The sequence below is a fragment of the Clostridium sp. CF012 genome, from assembly GCF_018861755.1.
Classification (GTDB): domain Bacteria; phylum Bacillota; class Clostridia; order Clostridiales; family Clostridiaceae; genus Clostridium_AD.
On record NZ_JAHLEF010000008.1, the window covers coordinates 39,301 to 56,964 of the forward strand.

26 protein-coding genes are annotated in these 17,664 nt (G+C 30.8%); 24 read left to right on the top strand and 2 right to left on the bottom strand.

Annotated elements, in window-relative coordinates; genetic code table 11:
* The first annotated feature begins 17 nt into the window (after positions 1-17).
* From KPL50_RS09660 to KPL50_RS09730, 18 genes are all read left to right on the top strand, one after another.
* Positions 18-398, top strand: coding sequence for a RidA family protein (locus tag KPL50_RS09660; protein ID WP_216298256.1), 381 nt, complete (start codon positions 18-20; stop codon positions 396-398).
* Between the two features lie 160 nt (positions 399-558).
* Positions 559-969: an inorganic pyrophosphatase gene (locus KPL50_RS09665; RefSeq protein ID WP_309245159.1), complete on the top strand. Its 411-nt coding sequence runs from the start codon at positions 559-561 to the stop codon at positions 967-969.
* Positions 970-1,050: 81 nt separating this feature from the next.
* Entirely contained in the window at positions 1,051-1,932 is an 882-nt protein-coding gene (locus KPL50_RS09670) for a GNAT family N-acetyltransferase (protein WP_216298257.1), read from the top strand.
* 158 nt (positions 1,933-2,090) lie between these two features.
* A complete protein-coding gene (locus KPL50_RS09675) occupies positions 2,091-2,516 on the top strand; it encodes an N-acetyltransferase (RefSeq protein WP_216298258.1) in 426 nt (141 codons plus the stop codon).
* Positions 2,517-2,602: 86 nt separating this feature from the next.
* Positions 2,603-3,031 carry an NUDIX domain-containing protein gene (locus KPL50_RS09680; protein WP_216298259.1) on the top strand — a complete coding sequence of 143 codons (429 nt, stop codon included), beginning with the start codon at positions 2,603-2,605 and terminating at the stop codon, positions 3,029-3,031.
* A 136-nt stretch (positions 3,032-3,167) separates the two neighbouring features.
* Positions 3,168-3,668, top strand: a complete 501-nt coding sequence (locus tag KPL50_RS09685; RefSeq protein ID WP_216298260.1) for a nucleoside deaminase — start codon at positions 3,168-3,170, stop codon at positions 3,666-3,668.
* A gap of 184 nt (positions 3,669-3,852) precedes the next feature.
* Positions 3,853-3,987 (top strand): hypothetical protein, encoded by a 135-nt coding sequence (locus KPL50_RS27865; RefSeq protein ID WP_290443217.1) that lies wholly within the window; start codon positions 3,853-3,855, stop codon positions 3,985-3,987.
* 35 nt (positions 3,988-4,022) lie between these two features.
* On the top strand, positions 4,023-4,229 hold the full coding sequence (locus tag KPL50_RS27870; RefSeq protein WP_253200548.1) for a hypothetical protein: 207 nt from the start codon (positions 4,023-4,025) through the stop codon (positions 4,227-4,229).
* 58 nt (positions 4,230-4,287) lie between these two features.
* Positions 4,288-4,416 (top strand): hypothetical protein, encoded by a 129-nt coding sequence (locus KPL50_RS27435; protein WP_290443218.1) that lies wholly within the window; start codon positions 4,288-4,290, stop codon positions 4,414-4,416.
* 137 nt (positions 4,417-4,553) lie between these two features.
* Positions 4,554-5,093 (top strand): GNAT family N-acetyltransferase, encoded by a 540-nt coding sequence (locus KPL50_RS09695; protein WP_216298261.1) that lies wholly within the window; start codon positions 4,554-4,556, stop codon positions 5,091-5,093.
* Positions 5,094-5,207: 114 nt separating this feature from the next.
* Positions 5,208-5,936 (top strand): metallophosphoesterase, encoded by a 729-nt coding sequence (locus KPL50_RS09700; RefSeq protein WP_216298262.1) that lies wholly within the window; start codon positions 5,208-5,210, stop codon positions 5,934-5,936.
* A gap of 391 nt (positions 5,937-6,327) precedes the next feature.
* The gene (locus KPL50_RS26970; RefSeq protein ID WP_216298263.1) at positions 6,328-6,786 is read left to right on the top strand and encodes a GNAT family N-acetyltransferase; all 459 of its coding nucleotides are present in this window, start codon (positions 6,328-6,330) and stop codon (positions 6,784-6,786) included.
* 50 nt (positions 6,787-6,836) lie between these two features.
* The gene (locus KPL50_RS09710; RefSeq protein WP_216298264.1) at positions 6,837-7,601 is read left to right on the top strand and encodes a class I SAM-dependent methyltransferase; all 765 of its coding nucleotides are present in this window, start codon (positions 6,837-6,839) and stop codon (positions 7,599-7,601) included.
* 107 nt (positions 7,602-7,708) lie between these two features.
* A complete protein-coding gene (locus KPL50_RS09715) occupies positions 7,709-8,236 on the top strand; it encodes a histidine phosphatase family protein (protein ID WP_216298265.1) in 528 nt (175 codons plus the stop codon).
* A gap of 77 nt (positions 8,237-8,313) precedes the next feature.
* Positions 8,314-9,231, top strand: coding sequence for a hypothetical protein (locus KPL50_RS09720; protein ID WP_216298266.1), 918 nt, complete (start codon positions 8,314-8,316; stop codon positions 9,229-9,231).
* Between the two features lie 54 nt (positions 9,232-9,285).
* The gene (locus KPL50_RS09725) at positions 9,286-9,894 is read left to right on the top strand and encodes a Type 1 glutamine amidotransferase-like domain-containing protein (protein ID WP_216298267.1); all 609 of its coding nucleotides are present in this window, start codon (positions 9,286-9,288) and stop codon (positions 9,892-9,894) included.
* Positions 9,895-9,943: 49 nt separating this feature from the next.
* A complete protein-coding gene (locus tag KPL50_RS27440; RefSeq protein WP_290443219.1) occupies positions 9,944-10,066 on the top strand; it encodes a hypothetical protein in 123 nt (40 codons plus the stop codon).
* A gap of 56 nt (positions 10,067-10,122) precedes the next feature.
* Entirely contained in the window at positions 10,123-10,812 is a 690-nt protein-coding gene (locus KPL50_RS09730) for an HAD family hydrolase (protein WP_216298268.1), read from the top strand.
* A 221-nt stretch (positions 10,813-11,033) separates the two neighbouring features.
* Here the strand turns inward: KPL50_RS09730 and KPL50_RS09735 are convergent, their stop codons facing one another.
* Both KPL50_RS09735 and KPL50_RS09740 read right to left on the bottom strand, forming a co-directional pair.
* Complete coding sequence (locus tag KPL50_RS09735; RefSeq protein ID WP_216298269.1) at positions 11,034-11,300, bottom strand: helix-turn-helix domain-containing protein; 267 nt, start codon at positions 11,298-11,300, stop codon at positions 11,034-11,036.
* Positions 11,301-11,318: 18 nt separating this feature from the next.
* The gene (locus KPL50_RS09740) at positions 11,319-12,308 is read right to left on the bottom strand and encodes a hypothetical protein (protein WP_216298270.1); all 990 of its coding nucleotides are present in this window, start codon (positions 12,306-12,308) and stop codon (positions 11,319-11,321) included.
* 473 nt (positions 12,309-12,781) lie between these two features.
* Between KPL50_RS09740 and KPL50_RS09745 the strand changes: the two genes are divergently transcribed.
* From KPL50_RS09745 to KPL50_RS09770, 6 genes are all read left to right on the top strand, one after another.
* Entirely contained in the window at positions 12,782-13,084 is a 303-nt protein-coding gene (locus tag KPL50_RS09745) for a hypothetical protein (protein WP_216298271.1), read from the top strand.
* 151 nt (positions 13,085-13,235) lie between these two features.
* Positions 13,236-13,421: a cysteine-rich CWC family protein gene (locus tag KPL50_RS09750; protein ID WP_216298272.1), complete on the top strand. Its 186-nt coding sequence runs from the start codon at positions 13,236-13,238 to the stop codon at positions 13,419-13,421.
* A gap of 186 nt (positions 13,422-13,607) precedes the next feature.
* Positions 13,608-14,423 carry an alpha/beta fold hydrolase gene (locus tag KPL50_RS09755; protein WP_216298273.1) on the top strand — a complete coding sequence of 272 codons (816 nt, stop codon included), beginning with the start codon at positions 13,608-13,610 and terminating at the stop codon, positions 14,421-14,423.
* Between the two features lie 453 nt (positions 14,424-14,876).
* On the top strand, positions 14,877-15,743 hold the full coding sequence (locus tag KPL50_RS09760; protein WP_216298274.1) for a nucleoside monophosphate kinase: 867 nt from the start codon (positions 14,877-14,879) through the stop codon (positions 15,741-15,743).
* A gap of 62 nt (positions 15,744-15,805) precedes the next feature.
* Positions 15,806-16,525: a metallophosphoesterase gene (locus KPL50_RS09765; RefSeq protein ID WP_216298275.1), complete on the top strand. Its 720-nt coding sequence runs from the start codon at positions 15,806-15,808 to the stop codon at positions 16,523-16,525.
* Positions 16,526-16,637: 112 nt separating this feature from the next.
* Positions 16,638-17,432, top strand: coding sequence for an NAD-dependent epimerase/dehydratase family protein (locus tag KPL50_RS09770; protein WP_216298276.1), 795 nt, complete (start codon positions 16,638-16,640; stop codon positions 17,430-17,432).
* Positions 17,433-17,664 lie beyond the last annotated feature (232 nt).

Sequence of the window (17,664 nt, forward strand, 5' to 3'; positions counted from 1 at the left end):
AAGGGAGGATTTTAATTATGACAAGAAAAGCTTTTAGTGCAGCAGGTGCGGTTGCAGTTGGACCGTATTCACATGCAATTGAATCAGGAGATTTAATATTTTTATCTGGACAAACCCCAATAGATTCGCTAACTGGAAAACTTGTAATAGGTGATATTTCTGACCAAACAGAGCAATGCTTTAAAAATCTTTTCAATGTATTGGAAGCAGCAGGTTTAACACCTGACAATGTCGAAAAAGTTAATGTATTTTTAACTGATATGAGCACATTCAATTCAATGAATGTTGTTTATATGAAACAATTTTCCTTACCTTATCCTGCTCGGACAACTATAGGCGTAGCATCTCTTCCACTAGGGGCTCAGGTTGAAATCGAAATGATTGCAAGGAGAAAATAATCTAACACTAAATAATCTGTGATGCTTCTTCAGCATTCATGATGCTTTTTAAATCAGATAAAGAACTTGGCATGAGACTAAGCTTACTTAATTTACATAGCAAATTTGAATTGCATAGGTGTGAAGTTATGAAGTACATGTGCGTTAGGTGGATTAATAAATGAAACATTTGATATTTAAAAATGGAGATTTAGTTTTAATCAGAGAAGCAAGAGTTTCTGATAATAAAAGTCATGATATTCTGGGTAACACAGTTACAGTAACAGTTGATAGACCACTAGGTACATATCATCCAAAACACAGAACTATTTTTTATACTGTTAATTATGGCTATGTTGAAGGTATTATTGCTGGTGATGGTGAGGAGCAGGATGCTTATATTGTAGGGGTTAAAGTTCCTGTAAAAAGTTTTAATGGCAAGGTAATTGCTGTGATTCATCGGTTAGATGATGTGGAGGACAAATGGGTTGTTGGCCCAGAAAATATGGTATTTACAGAAAATGAAATAAAGAAGGCAGTACAATTTGTAGAACAGTTTTTCCAATCAGAATATTATTGTTTTTATACTTAAATCCGCAAGTCTAGAAAAATTACAGAATAATAGAAAACAAGAACAATATTTATCTAAGTACTTTAAATATGGAGGTTAAAAATGCTGAGTTATCGTAAATTTGATAAAGAAAGTGATTATAATATAATGCGTCGTATAGTGCAACGTAATTGTGTGCAAACTGGGCATTTATATCCCCAGTTACATGTAGGAAATTTGGATTTTGAAAGATATGCTTTCGAAGAAATTCCAGATATATTGTATAAGACAACTTGGCTTGTGTCTGACGATAAAATAGAATTTGGGTTTATCACAATCCAGGAAGATGAGTTTTTTATAAGTGTTCTTTCGGAATTTGAACACTTTAAACAGGATATACTGGATTATATAGAACATAATTGTTATACGAAGGGGACCACCATTACAACAGATGCTAATGCTGAAGATGAACTGTTAAGTAGTATTTTGGAAGATCGGGGGTATACAAAAACTGAATATTTCCGTTTTTGTGGTATATGTGATTTATCTAAAATACAGACTTATCCTTCATTGCCGCTTGGATTCAGCCTCCGTCTAACTCAGAAAAAAGATGTAGCAAGACGTGTCGAATTGTTTGGCCTCGCTACTGGAGGAATAGGAACAACCTCAGAAAGATATGAAAGAATGATGAATGCTCCCTCATACGGTGATGCAATGGATTTTGTAGTTCAGATGTACAATGAAGAAATCATTGCTTACTGTACAATTTGGGACGACCCTATCAGTAAGATAGCAATATTAGAGCCTGTTGCCTGTGTAGAGGAACATCGCCGTAGAGGCATTATGAAAAGCACTTTATTATATGGTATGAATGTGTTGAAAGAGCGTGGAACTAAATATATATACGTTGGAACTGGAGGCAAAAACATTGCTTCACAGACGCTGTATAAGAGTGTTGGGTTTTTAGAGTATGGGGCAGACTGTGAATGGCAGAAGACACTATAATATTTTAATAAGATAATTGTTAGAAGAAATAGGACTTCTAGTTACTCCAATTAAATTGAATAATTCTTAGGGTCTTCATCAAAATAATTTTGATGAATGAACATCTGTAGCATAGGACGTACAAAAAATATATAAATTATATAGGAGTGAAACTAAATATGAAAAATTATGTTATTGAGGAAAGCACAAGAGAAGAATATAATTTAGTTAATAACGGGATAGTTGAATATAATTTATCGAAAGTTCCTTTTACGCAAGAACCATCTTTTATTCCAATTAATAAAGTTATAAAAGGGGCAAATAGAGAAGTGCTTGCAGGAATAAATAGTATATTATATTGTTGGAATTGCTTATATATAGATGTTTTGTGGGTTAAAAAGGAGTTTAGAGCAGAGGGTTATGGCAGGTTGCTTTTAAATAAGGTAGAGGAAATTGCAAAAGAAAGAGGGTGCAAATTAATACATCTAGATACTTTTGATTTTCAAGCAAAAGATTTTTACATTAAACAAGGATATGAGGTTTTTGGTGTGTTAGATGACTGTCCATTGGAACATAAACGATATTACATGAAAAAGAATATATAGTTCGCATTTTTCCATATTATGAAGAGATGTAGTTTTAAATCCCTTATTAATATAGAAAATTAATAGAGAAGGAAGGGGGTAAATCTATGGAAATAGAATTTTATGAGTTAGGAAAAATTGATGAAGAAAATTTGAAGTTCGCGGTAATAAGTGCTCTATATCAGGGAAAATGGATTTACGTTAGAGAAAATCAGAGCACCTCGTGGGAGATACCAGGAGGGCATAGAGAAATAGGTGAAAACATTGAAGCTACAGCTAGAAGAGAGTTATTTGAAGAAACTGGTGCGAAAAAATTCAATATAAAACCTGTTTGTGAATATTCTATTTGCAATTTTTCTATGGATAATTCTAATGAAAAATCTTATGGCAGGTTATTTTTTAGTGAGGTAGAAGAGATAGGAGATTTACCAATTTCAGAAATAAGTGAGATAAAATTATTTGACAGATTACCGGACAATCTAACCTATCCTGAACTTAATTCTCTTATGTATAAGAAAACACTTTATTTAAAATAAATACATACTGGGATCAACTAATGGGTATTTCAATGAAATGAAGACTTAATTAAACATGATACAAAAAAATGATTTATAAATGGGTTTATTCAATTTAGTAGTAAAAGGTTTTATCTTGGAGGAGAGGTGATTTAGATTGGCATTTTCTGATGAGTATTTTATGCTAGCAGCAATTGAAATGGCACAATATGCTAGAGATAAAGGGGAGTATCCTTTTGGAGCTGTCCTTGTATATAATGCACAAATAGTTCATAAGTCATATGATCGTAGCATTGAGTTGTGTGACCCCACGTTTCATGCAGAGTTAGCCTTAATTAGTGAATATTGCAGGTCAAATCACAAGTTAAATCTACAAGGATATTCACTATATTCAAGTGCTGAACCCTGCGTTATGTGCTCAGGGTCAATAAAATGGTCCCACATTTCCAAAGTGATATTTAGTGTATCTCAGAGTATGCTTCAACAAATGAGTGGTGGTAGGACAAAGCCAAGCTGTGACAGCATACTTAACACAGGTCAGAAAAAAATAGAGGTCATAGGTCCATTTATATCTGATGAGGGTTTAAAAGTTTTTGATGGATATACATTTATATCAAAGAATGACCGAATTAAATTCAGTGAATCAGATTTAACTTAATAACTCACGGTATAAGTTATTTGTATCTTTGACGTCCGCCTCGACTGGTGGATTATTTTTATATAGCAATGTGTAAATTTATGACTTATAATCTATATATAGGTTAGTTTGCTAGGAAATAAAGTGTTAGTAAAATAAGGCGAAGAATATTTCTCATAGACATGTGTATGAAAGGAGTATAACTATGACATTTGATGAATTATATGATATAGCAAAAAATACATTGAATCATAAAAAACTTTCGAAAAAATCTTATGCAGGTTCCGTTGCGGCAGCAATTTTGAGTGAAAGTGGAAGAGTTTACACTGGTGTATTATAGATACGCCAAGAGCTTTGGGGTTTTGTGCAGAGCATGTGGCCATTGCTACTATGATTACCGCTGGCGAAAGCAAAATAGTAAAAGTGATTGCAGTTTATAAAGATGGAACAATAATTCCACCTTGTGGAAGATGTAGAGAATTTATTTGTCAAATTCATGATGAAAATTATAAATGTGAGGTAATGATGAAAGATAACACAATACTTACTATTGATGCTTTATTACCATACCGTTTCGAATAGAAGTAGTGAATAATATTTATACTCTACGTTTTTCTGAAAATTAAATGGGGGAGTTATTATGAAGTTAATTAAATCGTTTTTAGCAGGTATAAAACGGTTAATGATTTTAGGTTTTATATCATTTTTTATAATTATTGGAGGTATATCTTATTGCGATTTTAACAAAATATATGTAGCACCATCATAAAATAGTTCTGCTTTATGGTTTTATAAGGTAATTTAACACTAAGGTTTAATTAGTAGTTTTATTTAGATGTTATATAGCTATTTTACATATAATTAATTTTTGATAATAATAGAAATTAAGGGTGGGGGGGGATTAAAGTGCCTATTGAAATAGAAACCGAAAGACTTATACTAAAGGATTATTGTGAAAATGATTTGGAAAATATTTATAGACTTAACTCTGAACCATTAGTATGGAAATTTTCAACCAAAATAGCTACAAATCAAATTGAGGATTCAAAAACTCTTCTTGAAATTGTATTGAAAAACTATGATAAAAACAAGCAGGATTTTCAAGCTTTATTTTTAAAAGATTCTGTAAAATATATTGGAGAAGCTGGTATCTTATCTTTTAACAACCAAAGTAACAGAGCAGTAATTGGATATAATTTACTACCTGAATATTGGAATAATGGATATGCAACTGAAATAACAAAAGCTCTGGTGAAATACTTATTTGAAGATACAAAGACTGAACGAGTTGAAGCCTTAGCAATGGAGGCTAATAAATCATCGACAAAGGTATTGGAAAAGTCAGGTTTTGTTCTAGAGGGATTATTGAGAAATTATGCTTATATTAATAAACAATATTTTAATGTATGTTACTTTGGAATGATTAGGCATGATTATATATATTAATAAGTACCAAATCTCCGTTCACCATTACTGGTGGGCTCATTAACATTAGTAAGACTTTAGTTACAGGCTTTGTTTAACATAACATTCTACTCAAAAGAAGAGGAGGATTTAAGTTTGATAAAAGAAAATTTGAAAATTGTTATTATAACTGACGTTCATGGAAATTTACCCGCATTAAAAGCAGTCCTGAATGAAGTAGAAGATATATCCTATGATTATATAGTTCACCTTGGAGATTCTATTGGAATTGGACCATTTCCTAAAGAATGTTTAGAGTTATTGCTGAGGACTGATAAATTAAGTATGATTATGGGAAATCATGAAGCATATTTTGCTTTTGGAATTCCTAACCCCCATCCGAGTCATATGAGTGATGGCGAATATGAACATCAAAAATGGGTACATTCAACTATTGGCGAATCTTTGAAATTAAATGTATCTGAATTTCCATATTCTATTTCAAGAACACATTTTAATATTAATGTAACATTTATACATTATCCACTTGTTGATAGCTGTAATGATTTCAAGCCTATTTGCAAAGAACCAAATCAGGACAATTTAGATCAACTTTTTAAAAATATAGAATCAGATATAATATTTTATGGTCACCATCATCCATTCTCCGATATTAAGGGTAGGGGTAGATATATAAATCCAGGTTCGCTAGGATGTAGTCATGATTCGCTTGCTAGATTTACAATTTTAGAAATTTCTAAGGAGCAGTATTCAATTAAACATAAGATGGTAACATATTTAAAGGATTCGATATTCGAAGAATTTGAAAAGAGAGAAGTTCCAGAAAGAGAACTTATTTCAAAACTTTTTTTTGGAAAGCATTAAAATAGTTAGCTACTAAACGGAATATAGAAAAAAGCCGATGGAAGTCTTTTGTTGTAAAGAGAGGTGTCATTTTTATGAGATTATTTCATGAAAGTGAAGAAAATAATATTGAGATATTTGAATCACGAATGAAGAAAAAAAACTACACTAAATTGACCAATATGCACATCTAATATCATATTTTATTGATAGCAATGGAGAAGCAATTTATATCTCAAAATTGGATACTAGGACACGAATTGTAGACTTATCTACAAAGGAAGTGGATATTAAATAAATTTCATTTTAGTGAGTAATTATAATTGGCGCTTTGTTGGAAACATTATGTAAAATATAATTATTAATTAAAGTGATAAAGTTTAAGCTTATTGAAAATAAGGAGTGAAGAACTGTGGAAATTGTACATTTAATTGATAATAAAGAATTTATTAATGAGGTAGCTGGTTGGTTATATAAAGAATTTGTTCAGAACATTAGAAATGATATAGATTTAGATTACGTAATTCGAGCTTTACATAATCGTAGAAAAGATTCTACACCCATTACATTAATAGCTGTTGAAGATAATATTTGTCTTGGAACTATAACATTATTTCAGAATGATTTGAAAACAATGCAATTGACTCCATGGCTAGGTGCACTTTATGTTAAGGATATATATAGGGCAAGGGGAATAGCGGAGAAACTAATGAATGAATTAGAATTGCTTACAAAGAAATTAGGATTTAAAGATTTATATTTGAGAACAGAGCATACAGCAGCTTATTATAGAAAACTAGGCTGGAAATATATATGTAAAACAAAAGATGAACTTGGAATAGATACAGAAGTTTTCAAGAAAGAATTATAAGATATATTTGAGAACGTTATGTGAAGTTAATTTATATGGAGGTATTAAATATGAATTTGGAAGAATTAAACCCTAAGAAAAGATTTAGCAGTAGAACTAACAATTATGCTAAATATAGACCAGGTTATCCTAATGAAATAATAAGTTATTTAATTGAATTTACTGGGCTTAGCAAAACCTCAGTCATCGCTGATATAGGATCAGGCACAGGAATTTGTACTAAAACATTTTTAGATAATGGAAATACTGTGTATGCTGTGGAACCAAACGAAGATATGAGACAAGTAGCAGAACATTTACTCGAAACTTATGATAACTTTCACTCTATTGATGGATCTTCTGAGAATACTAAGTTAAAATCTGAATCAGTTGATATTATTATTGCTGCACAGGCCTTTCACTGGTTCGATCCAAAACCAACAAAGGAAGAGTTTTTAAAAATACTTAGACCTAATGGTGTAGTTGTTTTATTATGGAATATTAGAAATGTAAAATCAGATGGATTTATGCAAGAGTATCTAGAACTTATAGAAAGATATGGAGAAAACTATACTAGTGAGTCAAATGGTGACATTATGCCAAAGTTTTTTGATTATAGAACCATACATAAAAAAGTTTTTAATAATCCTCAATTAGCTGATTTTGATAGATTAAAGGGAGAACTAGCATCATTTTCTTACATTCCAAATGAAAGTAATCCTAATTTTCAACCTATGATATCAGAGTTACAAGATTTATTTGATAAGTATAATAGTAATAATGGAAATGTGGTTTTAGAATATGAAACTCATCTGTACTATTGCAAAATTAAATAAGGAAAAAAGTTTAGAGGTCTCATATTTTACTAATAAAATCAAAGAGTAATGTGGGGATAGTTAACGAATGTTATAAGCTGATTATAAAAAAAAATTGGGGGAATAAAATGACAACTTTTTATTTAGTTAGGCACGGAGAGCCAACATATAAACCAGTTGATGAGAGAAAGTTTATTGGACATGGAAGAGATTTAGCACCATTAACTAAAAATGGAATTGAGGGAGTGAAAAAAACAGCTAATGATAGTAGACTTAAAAATTGCGAAATAATTGTTTCATCACCTTATACAAGAGCATTACAAACTGCTGCGATTTTATCAAAAGAATTAGGAATAGATTTAGAGGTTGATATAGATTTACACGAATGGGTGCCAGATATTATTAACTTCCAACATAAAACTTCTCAAGATTGTTTTGATTTATGTAAGGATTTTGATTTATATAATGGAACACCGCCAAAAGATGAACTTAAAGTATGGGAAACAGCAGAAAGTATGAAAAAAAGAATAGATAGCGTTTTAAAAAAATATACAAAGTATAAAAAGGTAATAGTGGTAAGTCACGGTATGATTATAAGCACAATTAGAAATCAAGCTGAAATTGCATATGCAGAAATTATTGAATTTTGTACATAGTAAACACAAAATCGTATTTTAATTATAATATTAATCATTATTTTTTTTAGTTGAGGTCAAGGAAGGGAGATTTGAATATGAAAAAAATATCGAAAAATCTTTTAAATCAAATAAATAACTTTATGAATACAGAAGCTAGACCATTAGAAAGATCTATATTCAATTATTATTTTAATGATTCAAGTGCTGATGATATATTAGATTCATTAGGAACATTTCAAAACTTAGATGGAGGATTTGGTAGAGGTATCGAACCGGATTTTAAACTTATAGAGTCTTCACCCATGGCAACATCCATTGGCTTAAGATATTTGAGTAAGCTAGATAATAGTGATAAGGCGCAAACTATGATAGCAAAAGCTATTGAATATCTTGAGTCAACTTTTGATACTAATAGAAATGGTTGGTATAGCGTTCCAAGTAATGTTAATAGCTATCCTCATGCACCTTGGTGGGAATTTAGAAATGATATAAATATGACAGTTATTGATTATTCATGGGGAAATCCTACTGCTGAATTAATAGGCTATCTTTATAAGTATAAAGAATATCTTAATAACCTAGATATTTATTCACTAAAAAGCTATGCTATAGCAAATTTGAATAAACGTACAGAATTTAACTCAGAACATGAGATATTTTGTTATATTCATATGTATAATGCTCTAGACGAAGAAGTTTCTAGCCAAATAGTAGATACACTAAAATTAGCTGTTTCTCAATTGGTTAACTTAACCCAATCTGTGTGGATAAATTATGTACCCACACCGTTAAAATTTATTAACATTGATTCTATGAACTCTTTTGGAATAAAGCGTAAATTTATTGATCAGAACTTAGATTATTTATTAGATAAACTTGAAGACGATGGTAAGATACTGCCATCATGGCAGTGGGATAGCTATTTAGAATCATGGGAAATTGCTAAAATTGAATGGACGGGAATCCTAACTCTTGAGGCTTTATTGTCTTTACGTAAGTTTAATCGGATATAGATATAGTATTCTAAAATATTAGCACTATATATTAATATAAGGAGAGTGGTATCAATGTGCAAATTGCTATTAACTTCAGCAGGGTTTGAAAATCCTAAAATAGGAAAAGAGTTCTTAAAGTTGATTAATAATAATCCATCAATTAATAAAATTTTATTTATTCCAACTGCATCAAGAACAGAAGAGGAGTTATATTATGTAGAAAAGTCAAAGGAGGAACTTTTAGCAGTTGGAATAAAAGAAGAAAATATAATAATATATAATTTAGATTCCACCATTTCTGATGTAACATTAAATGAAATAAGTGTAGTGTATGTCTGTGGAGGCAATACTTTCTATCTACTTTATAAAATTAGAGAAGCAAAATTCGAAACTGTATTAACTAAGCTAATACAGCGTGGAATTTTATATGTAGGAGTAAGCGCTGGAAGTTTGCTAGCGGGGCCCAATATTAATATACCTGACTATTCAGATTCAAATGATATTAGTATAAGTGATTTTAACGGATTAAACATTACTAACATAGTAGTCGTACCCCATTATTCTGAAGAACAAAGTGAGCTAATAAAGGAAGCAAGGCAAAAGACTAAGTATTCAATCATGCCTTTAACAGATAGACAAGCCCTGCTTATAGTTGGTGAAGACAAAACAATAATTGAATAGAATATTATTCTTTGACTATTCACTATTTTAATATACTTGTGCAGATTTTGTGTATAAGGAAATAAATTTAGCGGTACATGAAAGAGGGTATTTTCAAGCAGGAAATGAATTACCAGTGTTAAAGGAAACGTTGGCGTTAAATAACAAATCACTGGATTTATGGATGAGGTAAGATATTTAAATCACATGCAATTATGAAACAATAAATAAACAAAGCGAGGATTTAATATGAATAATGATATAAATGTTGTATTTTTCGACTTGTTCTATACATTGGTAACACCAATGTATAGTGATTTGAGAAATGAAAATGATGTACTAAGAATAACAAAAACACAATGGGAAAAATATTCAGAAGACTGTGAATTGTATGCAAAAATAGCGACAGGAAAGGAAAAGAGTCCTCAGAAGATAATTGAAAGTATTATTCGGAAAATGAAAATGAAGGTTAATGATTGTGATAAAAAAGAAATTCTAAAGTTAAGAGAAGAGAGATTTAAAAAATCATTAATTGATGTAGATTTAACAATTATTGATGTTCTTATAGATATAAAGAAGATGGGGATGAGATTATGTTTACTTAGTAATGCAGACATAATTGATGTAATGCATTGGCAAAAATCTCCTCTAAATAATTTATTCGATGAAACAATATTTTCATATGAAGTTGGATATTTAAAACCACAAACTGAAATCTACGAAATTGCATTAAAGAAAATGAATGTTAATCCAGAAAATTGCATGTTTATTGGAGATGGTGGTTCTGATGAATTGAAAGGTGCAAAGCGATTAGGAATAAAGACTATATTTACAGGATATTTATTAAAAAGGGACAAAGAAGAACATAACACTATAAAAGAATTTGCAGATTATTATATCGAAGATTTTAAAGAAATTAGAAATATATTATTTGAGTAATTCGATGTAGATTACTTATAACACAAAAATAGTTTTATTTAAAATAGGATGATTTGATGTAATGTATAACATACTTGCAGCTGAAGGTTTTAAGCAAGCGAATAAGTAGAATAGAATTCGAATCTGAAACTCATCCCCCCGCCTAGCTAAGAGCTAGGCGGGGGAATGAGTTGAGTATAAAACTAATGTGATTTTTTTCAATTCGTGCCGAAATGCTAGCTTTATTTCTGTGGCAGCGACAAAACGTTTTTTATTTCCAGAATACTAAGTCCCCTTTTTTTGAAATCTTGTATTTCTTCGATTTTGGTTATTGCTTTTTCTCTGGAAAACCGACGTGTCAGGTTTTCTTCTTCCTGTTCAAAGGGAAGCATACCTTCTTCTGTATAGAATTTCAGAGTGCTATAACGGCATCCAGTTATCCGTACTAGTTCCCCAATGGACACATATTCGGATGCTAGTATTTTTTCCATGGTACGCTGACGGGACATATTAATTCCTCCCTATCATTAATATAGTAGGTATTTCCTTAACCGTACACCTTGAACAGGAAACCTATACTGCTTGGCAGTGGGTATGGCTTCATAAAGAAAATTATCTATTTTGATAAGAGGTGCTTCTCCTTCACGTATCACGGTAAATGTATGGCCATTTTGCTTCAGACGCGCCAATACATCAATTAAGCGTTGTTCCTTATTGGAGAAAAGCGCTTCCGTATCAATAAAAACGGATTGTGAACGTTGAAAAACCGGAAAAATAAAATTGACACCTGTGCCTGTAGGCGTAGACATAACCTGCTTCTTAAATGTTAAAAAATTCTTTACTAACATTTCTATGGATTTATGAATATTAATAGGAAATACCTGTTTTGCCAAGTAGTTACATTCAAATATTTCATTCATTCTGGTGACTACCCGTTTAAACTCCTCTTTGGAGAAAATGTCATAAAGACAACCACTTTCCCTCAACAGCCAAAACATAAGAATGGTTTCGTCAGTCATATTACCATCTTCTAAAATTTCAGCACGAAGATTTTCTGTTACTCTGGTAAATAATTCTGCATTGCTGCGGTATTCCTTCATTGAAATACCCGCTGTCATAAACTCCAAATCACATCCTAGCAAATTCGGAATTTCTTCCAATGCATCAGTCCCTTTAAGAGAATCTGCAAAAATGAGCTCAATCTTTTTCAATTGTTTATTCGATAATTTGGTAACGTGGGCGAGGTAATGTGGAAGGGTATCGCTTAAATTTTCTTTTCTACCTAAAATAGCCTTTAAAACAGTTTCTTGATACAAAGTAATTGAATAATGTTCTAAATCTTTTTTGGCGAAAGTGAGTACATCCTCTTTCATGGTAAATCCATGGTCTAAATACAATTCAAAGATCGCTGCAGCAGCCATACACCGCAAAGATACTTTCTTTGCGGTAGTTAAATGAAGACTATCTTGGGCATTGAGCGCTATAAGAGTAAAGTTTTGAGAAAAACTAAGTTCCATAACAATGATTCCTCCCGATCCAAAGAGTTAAATGATAAGTAATTTTTTATTACCATATATTACACATTACTTATTACTTATTACTTATTACTTACGATTTAAATATAACACACAGGAAAAATAAAGTCAATAATCCAAATATATCAATTAAGACAATAACTGTTCATCAAAAGCAACTTTAAATTCAAACTATTTTTATGTAGCAATGTGTAAATTTATGACTTATAATCTATATATAGGTTAGTAGTAAAACAATTACCAAGGCACATTTAACAGTGTTAGTGCAGTCGCTCTAAGGGGGTGATCGTCGACAACAGGAAAGGTTAGTGCAAATTCATGAGTAAGTACAGTAGAATATAAAATTATTAGAGCATATTAATATAATTACGTTCGAAAAAGATTATTTATATTAGAAGAGGTGTAGGTGTTATGATAAATTATACTGATAATAAAACTAGGAGGAGTCGCGGAAGATGAAAAATAAATATTCCATTAAAAATATTGGAAATATATTAAGTGTTATTTCTTTTACAATACCATTAATTAATTTTATCTTCATATTAAATTGGTTCTTTAAAATAACTCCATATCAAAAATTAGAAGGCATGCCTTTAATGTTAACACCTATAATCTGTCCAATCGGCCTTGTATTTGGTGTTTTATCAATGGTAATTATACGTAATAAACTTGCGAAATGGAGCATTATTTTCAATGCTATATTAATAGCACTACCTTTTTTATATTGGACTTTAGGAACTTTGCTTTTGGGGCCTTAAAATGTATGTCACAAAATTCATGTCAGAAGCAATAAAATAACATTGTTAAAAACAAATCAAATATCAGTTTTATATTGATATTAAATATGTATTAACTATATAATTATATGGTTAATAAAAGATAGTGAAAAAGGTTGAAGGAGGAATAGTAATGAGTATTAAAGAAGAAAAAAAAACATGTCCGCTTTGTGGACAAGATAATAATTGTCAACATGGGCAAGGTGGATGTTGGTGCGATACAGTTAAATTCCCAAAGTATATATTAGATTTGATTCCTAATGACAAAAGGGGTAAAGCTTGCATATGCAAGTCTTGTTTAGAAAAGTATCAGAAATAATTGGTTTAGGATAGTTGCTAAAGATAATATTGGCTAAACATAACATGATGGCTTTAATTGAAATTCAAAAATTGTAGAATAAGATTTTATAGTTTGATAAGTGGAGGAACTTATGATTAGTATTCAAGTACATCACAAAAGGAGCATTATATAGTGCCAAATTACCAGTTAAAAGGAGGGAAAATAATGCAATGTAAGATGAAAAATATATCTATAAACTATGAAATGATAGGTAATGGAAAACCAATTGTTATGCTACATGGTTATTATGTAGACCACAGATTAATGACTGGATGTATGGAACCTATTTTTAAATCTAAAGTGGGTTATAAAAGGATATATCTCGACTTGCCAGGTATGGGGAAATCAGAGGGTGCAGAGTGGATTACGAGCTCTGATGATATGCTTGATATTATAATTAGTTTTATTGAAAAAATCATCCCAAATGAAAATTTCCTACTTGTAGGTCAGTCATATGGCGGATATCTTTCAAGAGGCTTAATTCACAAAATGGCGAATAGAATAGACGGTGTTTTATTAATTTGTCCACTTATTATACCAGATTATGAAAAACGAAGTGTTGAAGAGCATGTTGTTTTAGTAAAAGACGATAAGTTATTATCTAAATTGACAACAGAGGATGCTGAAGATTTTAATTCTGGGTTCGTGGTTCAAAGTGAAAAAATCTATGAAAGAAATAAAAATGAAATAATGACTGGCGTTGAAATTGCAGATAATACATTTTTACAGAGGCTTCAACAAAATGGATATGCACTCTCATTCGATGTAGATAAGATAAATAAAAAAGTTGATAAACCTACTCTTATATTGTTAGGAAAACAAGACGATTGTGTTGGCTATAAGGATGCGTGGAATATATTGGAAAACTATCCGAGAGCAACTTTCGCTATACTTGATGGAGCAGGACATAGTTTGCAGATAGAACAGGAAAAAATATTTAATTCATTAATTAACGACTGGCTTGTAAGAGTTAATGAGTAATAATGGTCTTATAGTATAACTAATTTTAAGTGGAACTGTAGTTCTTCAAGAACAAATAGTATAAAGGATATATGTTATGAAAAATGATTTAAGCCTTTACCAGGATGTTGGTATTATAATTCTAGAAACACAGTATAAGGTTGTGGATACATTAGTAAAATGAGACTTCTGTATATTGAATTTTAGCCTTAATTTTGATGACTTTCCACCAAATCCTATTACAAAATCTTGACGTCTGCCTTGCCTTGTAAGCTCTTTTTATATAGCAATGTGTAAATTTATGGTTTATAATTTATATATAGGTTATTCTTCCATTGCGGATAATGCTCATAGCTATACTAAGCGAATCCTGCTAGGGCTCTGGAACGTCGGCAAAACGGAAAATTAGGTAAACCCTTTTCAAAGCAGGGCTTTGCCAGAAGAATTGAACATTAATTTTGGGGAGGTTTCTAAATGGGTAATAATTCGATATTAGATGGTAATATAAAAATTATTGTTCAAAGAGTAGTAGCAGAAGGTTGCGGGGCAATTTTACTTACAGGTCCATCAAGTTGTGGTAAAGGTGAAATAGCTAAGGAACTGAGCAGTTTTTTATCAATACCAAAGGAAAGACATCTCTCAATGGGGGATATTTTACGTAGGACAATAAGAAAAGCACGTGAAAATGAAAACTTTAGGGACAGACTTGCTACTGCTTACAACATTAGTGATAGAATATCAGTATTTGAAGAAGCCGAAAACAGAGTAGAAAATATCTCAAAAGCTATAAAATATAAAAGTGAATTAATAGCATTCTACGGGGGTAGAGAAACAATAAGTCAATTGGATTGGTTAGAGTTTTGTGTTATAGAAGGCTTATTAGTCCCTGATGAATGGACGGTAAATATTATAAATGCTACATTTGAAGACTCAGAAGAGTTTCAGAAAGAAATATTTATTCTAGATGGGTATCCACGAACAATCAAAGCAGCAGAAGAGCTATTAAACATTTTTGCTGAGTTTAATATTCCAATTATAAAGGTAATACATTTATCAATATCCAAAGATGAAATGATTAAAAGGGCTTTAGTAAGAAAAAGATTTGATGATAAAAAAGATAGTTTAGAGAAAAGATACCAGTTTTACGTAGAAAATGTACAACCAAGTATTGATTATTTGAAAGTTCGTTTAGGGTCATCCAAAGTTTCCTTAATTGATGCACATCAACCAGTTTATAATGATCTAGATATCATAGATATAGAAAAGTCAATAAAACAAGTTACTCTAAATGTTTTACAGTCATTAGGCTTACCTAGTTATTTATTAGATATGAAGAATTAAGAAGAGTGTATTATGCTGGGGATCAGAAGCAAAATAGTGAAATAAAAAACGAGGAGATTTGTATGGAAAGAATTGCAATAATATCCGATATTCATGGAAATATGCCAGCATTAGAAGCTGTATTAGCAGATATTAATGATAGAAATATTAAGAAAATATTTTGTCTTGGAGATTTAGCTGGAAAAGGACCTAGTTCAGCAGAAGCAGTAGATAAAATTAGAGAACATTGTGAAGTAGTAATTAAAGGCAATTGGGATTATTATATGACTGAAATAAATGATAATGAAGTTCTAATGTGGCATCAGACCAAATTAGGAGTTGAACGATTAAAATATATGAAACAGCTACCAATATATAAAGAGTTTTATATAAGTGGAAAACTATTAAGACTATGTCATGCTTCCCCAAACGATCTTTTTCATAGAGTTTACCTTTCAACGAAGCAAAGTGAACGGATGAAATTGTTTGCAGCAACACCAACTCTTAATACTGACGCAGACGTAGTTGGATATGGGGATATACATGGTGCTCATATTGATAATTTCGATGGAAAAACTATTTTTAATGTTGGAAGCGTTGGTAATCCACTTGAAATCCCCCAGGCTTCTTATGGAATAATTGAAGGAAAGCTGAATGATAAATATAAATCATCCTTTGCAATATCTCTTGTTAGAGTACCATATGACATAGATTTAGCTATTGAACAAGCCGAATTAACAGATATGCCAGATAAAAAAGAATATATTAATGAATTAAAGACAGCAATATATAGAGGTAAATGAACATTAGCATATTAGTACCGGAGTTACTATAGCGGGTTATTTTGGAGACGAGCTAAAACAATTCATTCAAGGTTGTTTTAGCATAAAAGATAGCTAGGAAAGGAAGACAATTATGAAAGTAATGGTTATTGGAGCAAGTGGGTATTTGGGAAATACAATATATAAAAAACTAAAGATGTGTAGTAATGATGATATTTATGGAACTTGTTGTAAATCAAATAATCAGAATTTTTTAAAAATTAACTTATTAAATAGCTTAGATATAAAGAAATTACTTGAGTGCAAACCTGACGTAATTATTATGAGTATTTATGACTTTGAAGAAGAAATGTCTTTAGCATTAATAGGGATAAATGAGATTGTTAATAGCATTTCTCAAGATATACGCTTAATTTATGTTTCCACTACAGTTGGAAAAGGAAAACAGCAAGTTGAGCAAGTAAGTCCTCATGTACGTATGCCTGATGAGCATTTATCAAAATATATTAATGGCAAGATTAAAGGAGAAAGTATAGTCGGTAAGCATTCTAATCATGTTATTGTGAGGCCTGGGAATATATACGGTTACGATTATGATAACCAAATGGATTTGAGAATGGAAAAATTACTGCAAATTTCAAAAACAGGTGAAACATATTCTAGAACAGCTAATGTGTATGCAAGCTTTGTTCACGTACAAGATTTGGCAGATGCTATTGTTGAGCTTACATATAGCGATTTTAAAGGAATAATTAATATATCAGGAGAAAAATCGGTAAGCCATTATACTTTTAATATGTCTTTAGCAAATCTATTGGATATTGACAACAGCTTTATAATAGCTGATTATAAGCCAGATGAAGTATACCATAGTTTAAGCAACGCCAAAAGAAAGTTAATACTCACCACATTAATACGAGACATATAATTATCTAAAACATTACAGGGCAAAAGGCAATAATTAGATTCTTTGAAACATATATTCAAAAGAATACTTCTTAGGTTTAGTTTTGTTATTCAACCTCAAGGATTAAAAACTATTGAAGCATCTACTAACATAGCCTTGTAGTTCGTTGTGACAGTCAAGGAGACAAGTTATGTATTGAAGTGTATATTATTACCTAAATTTAATGTATAGGTTAGGAAGAAGTAGAAGTTAA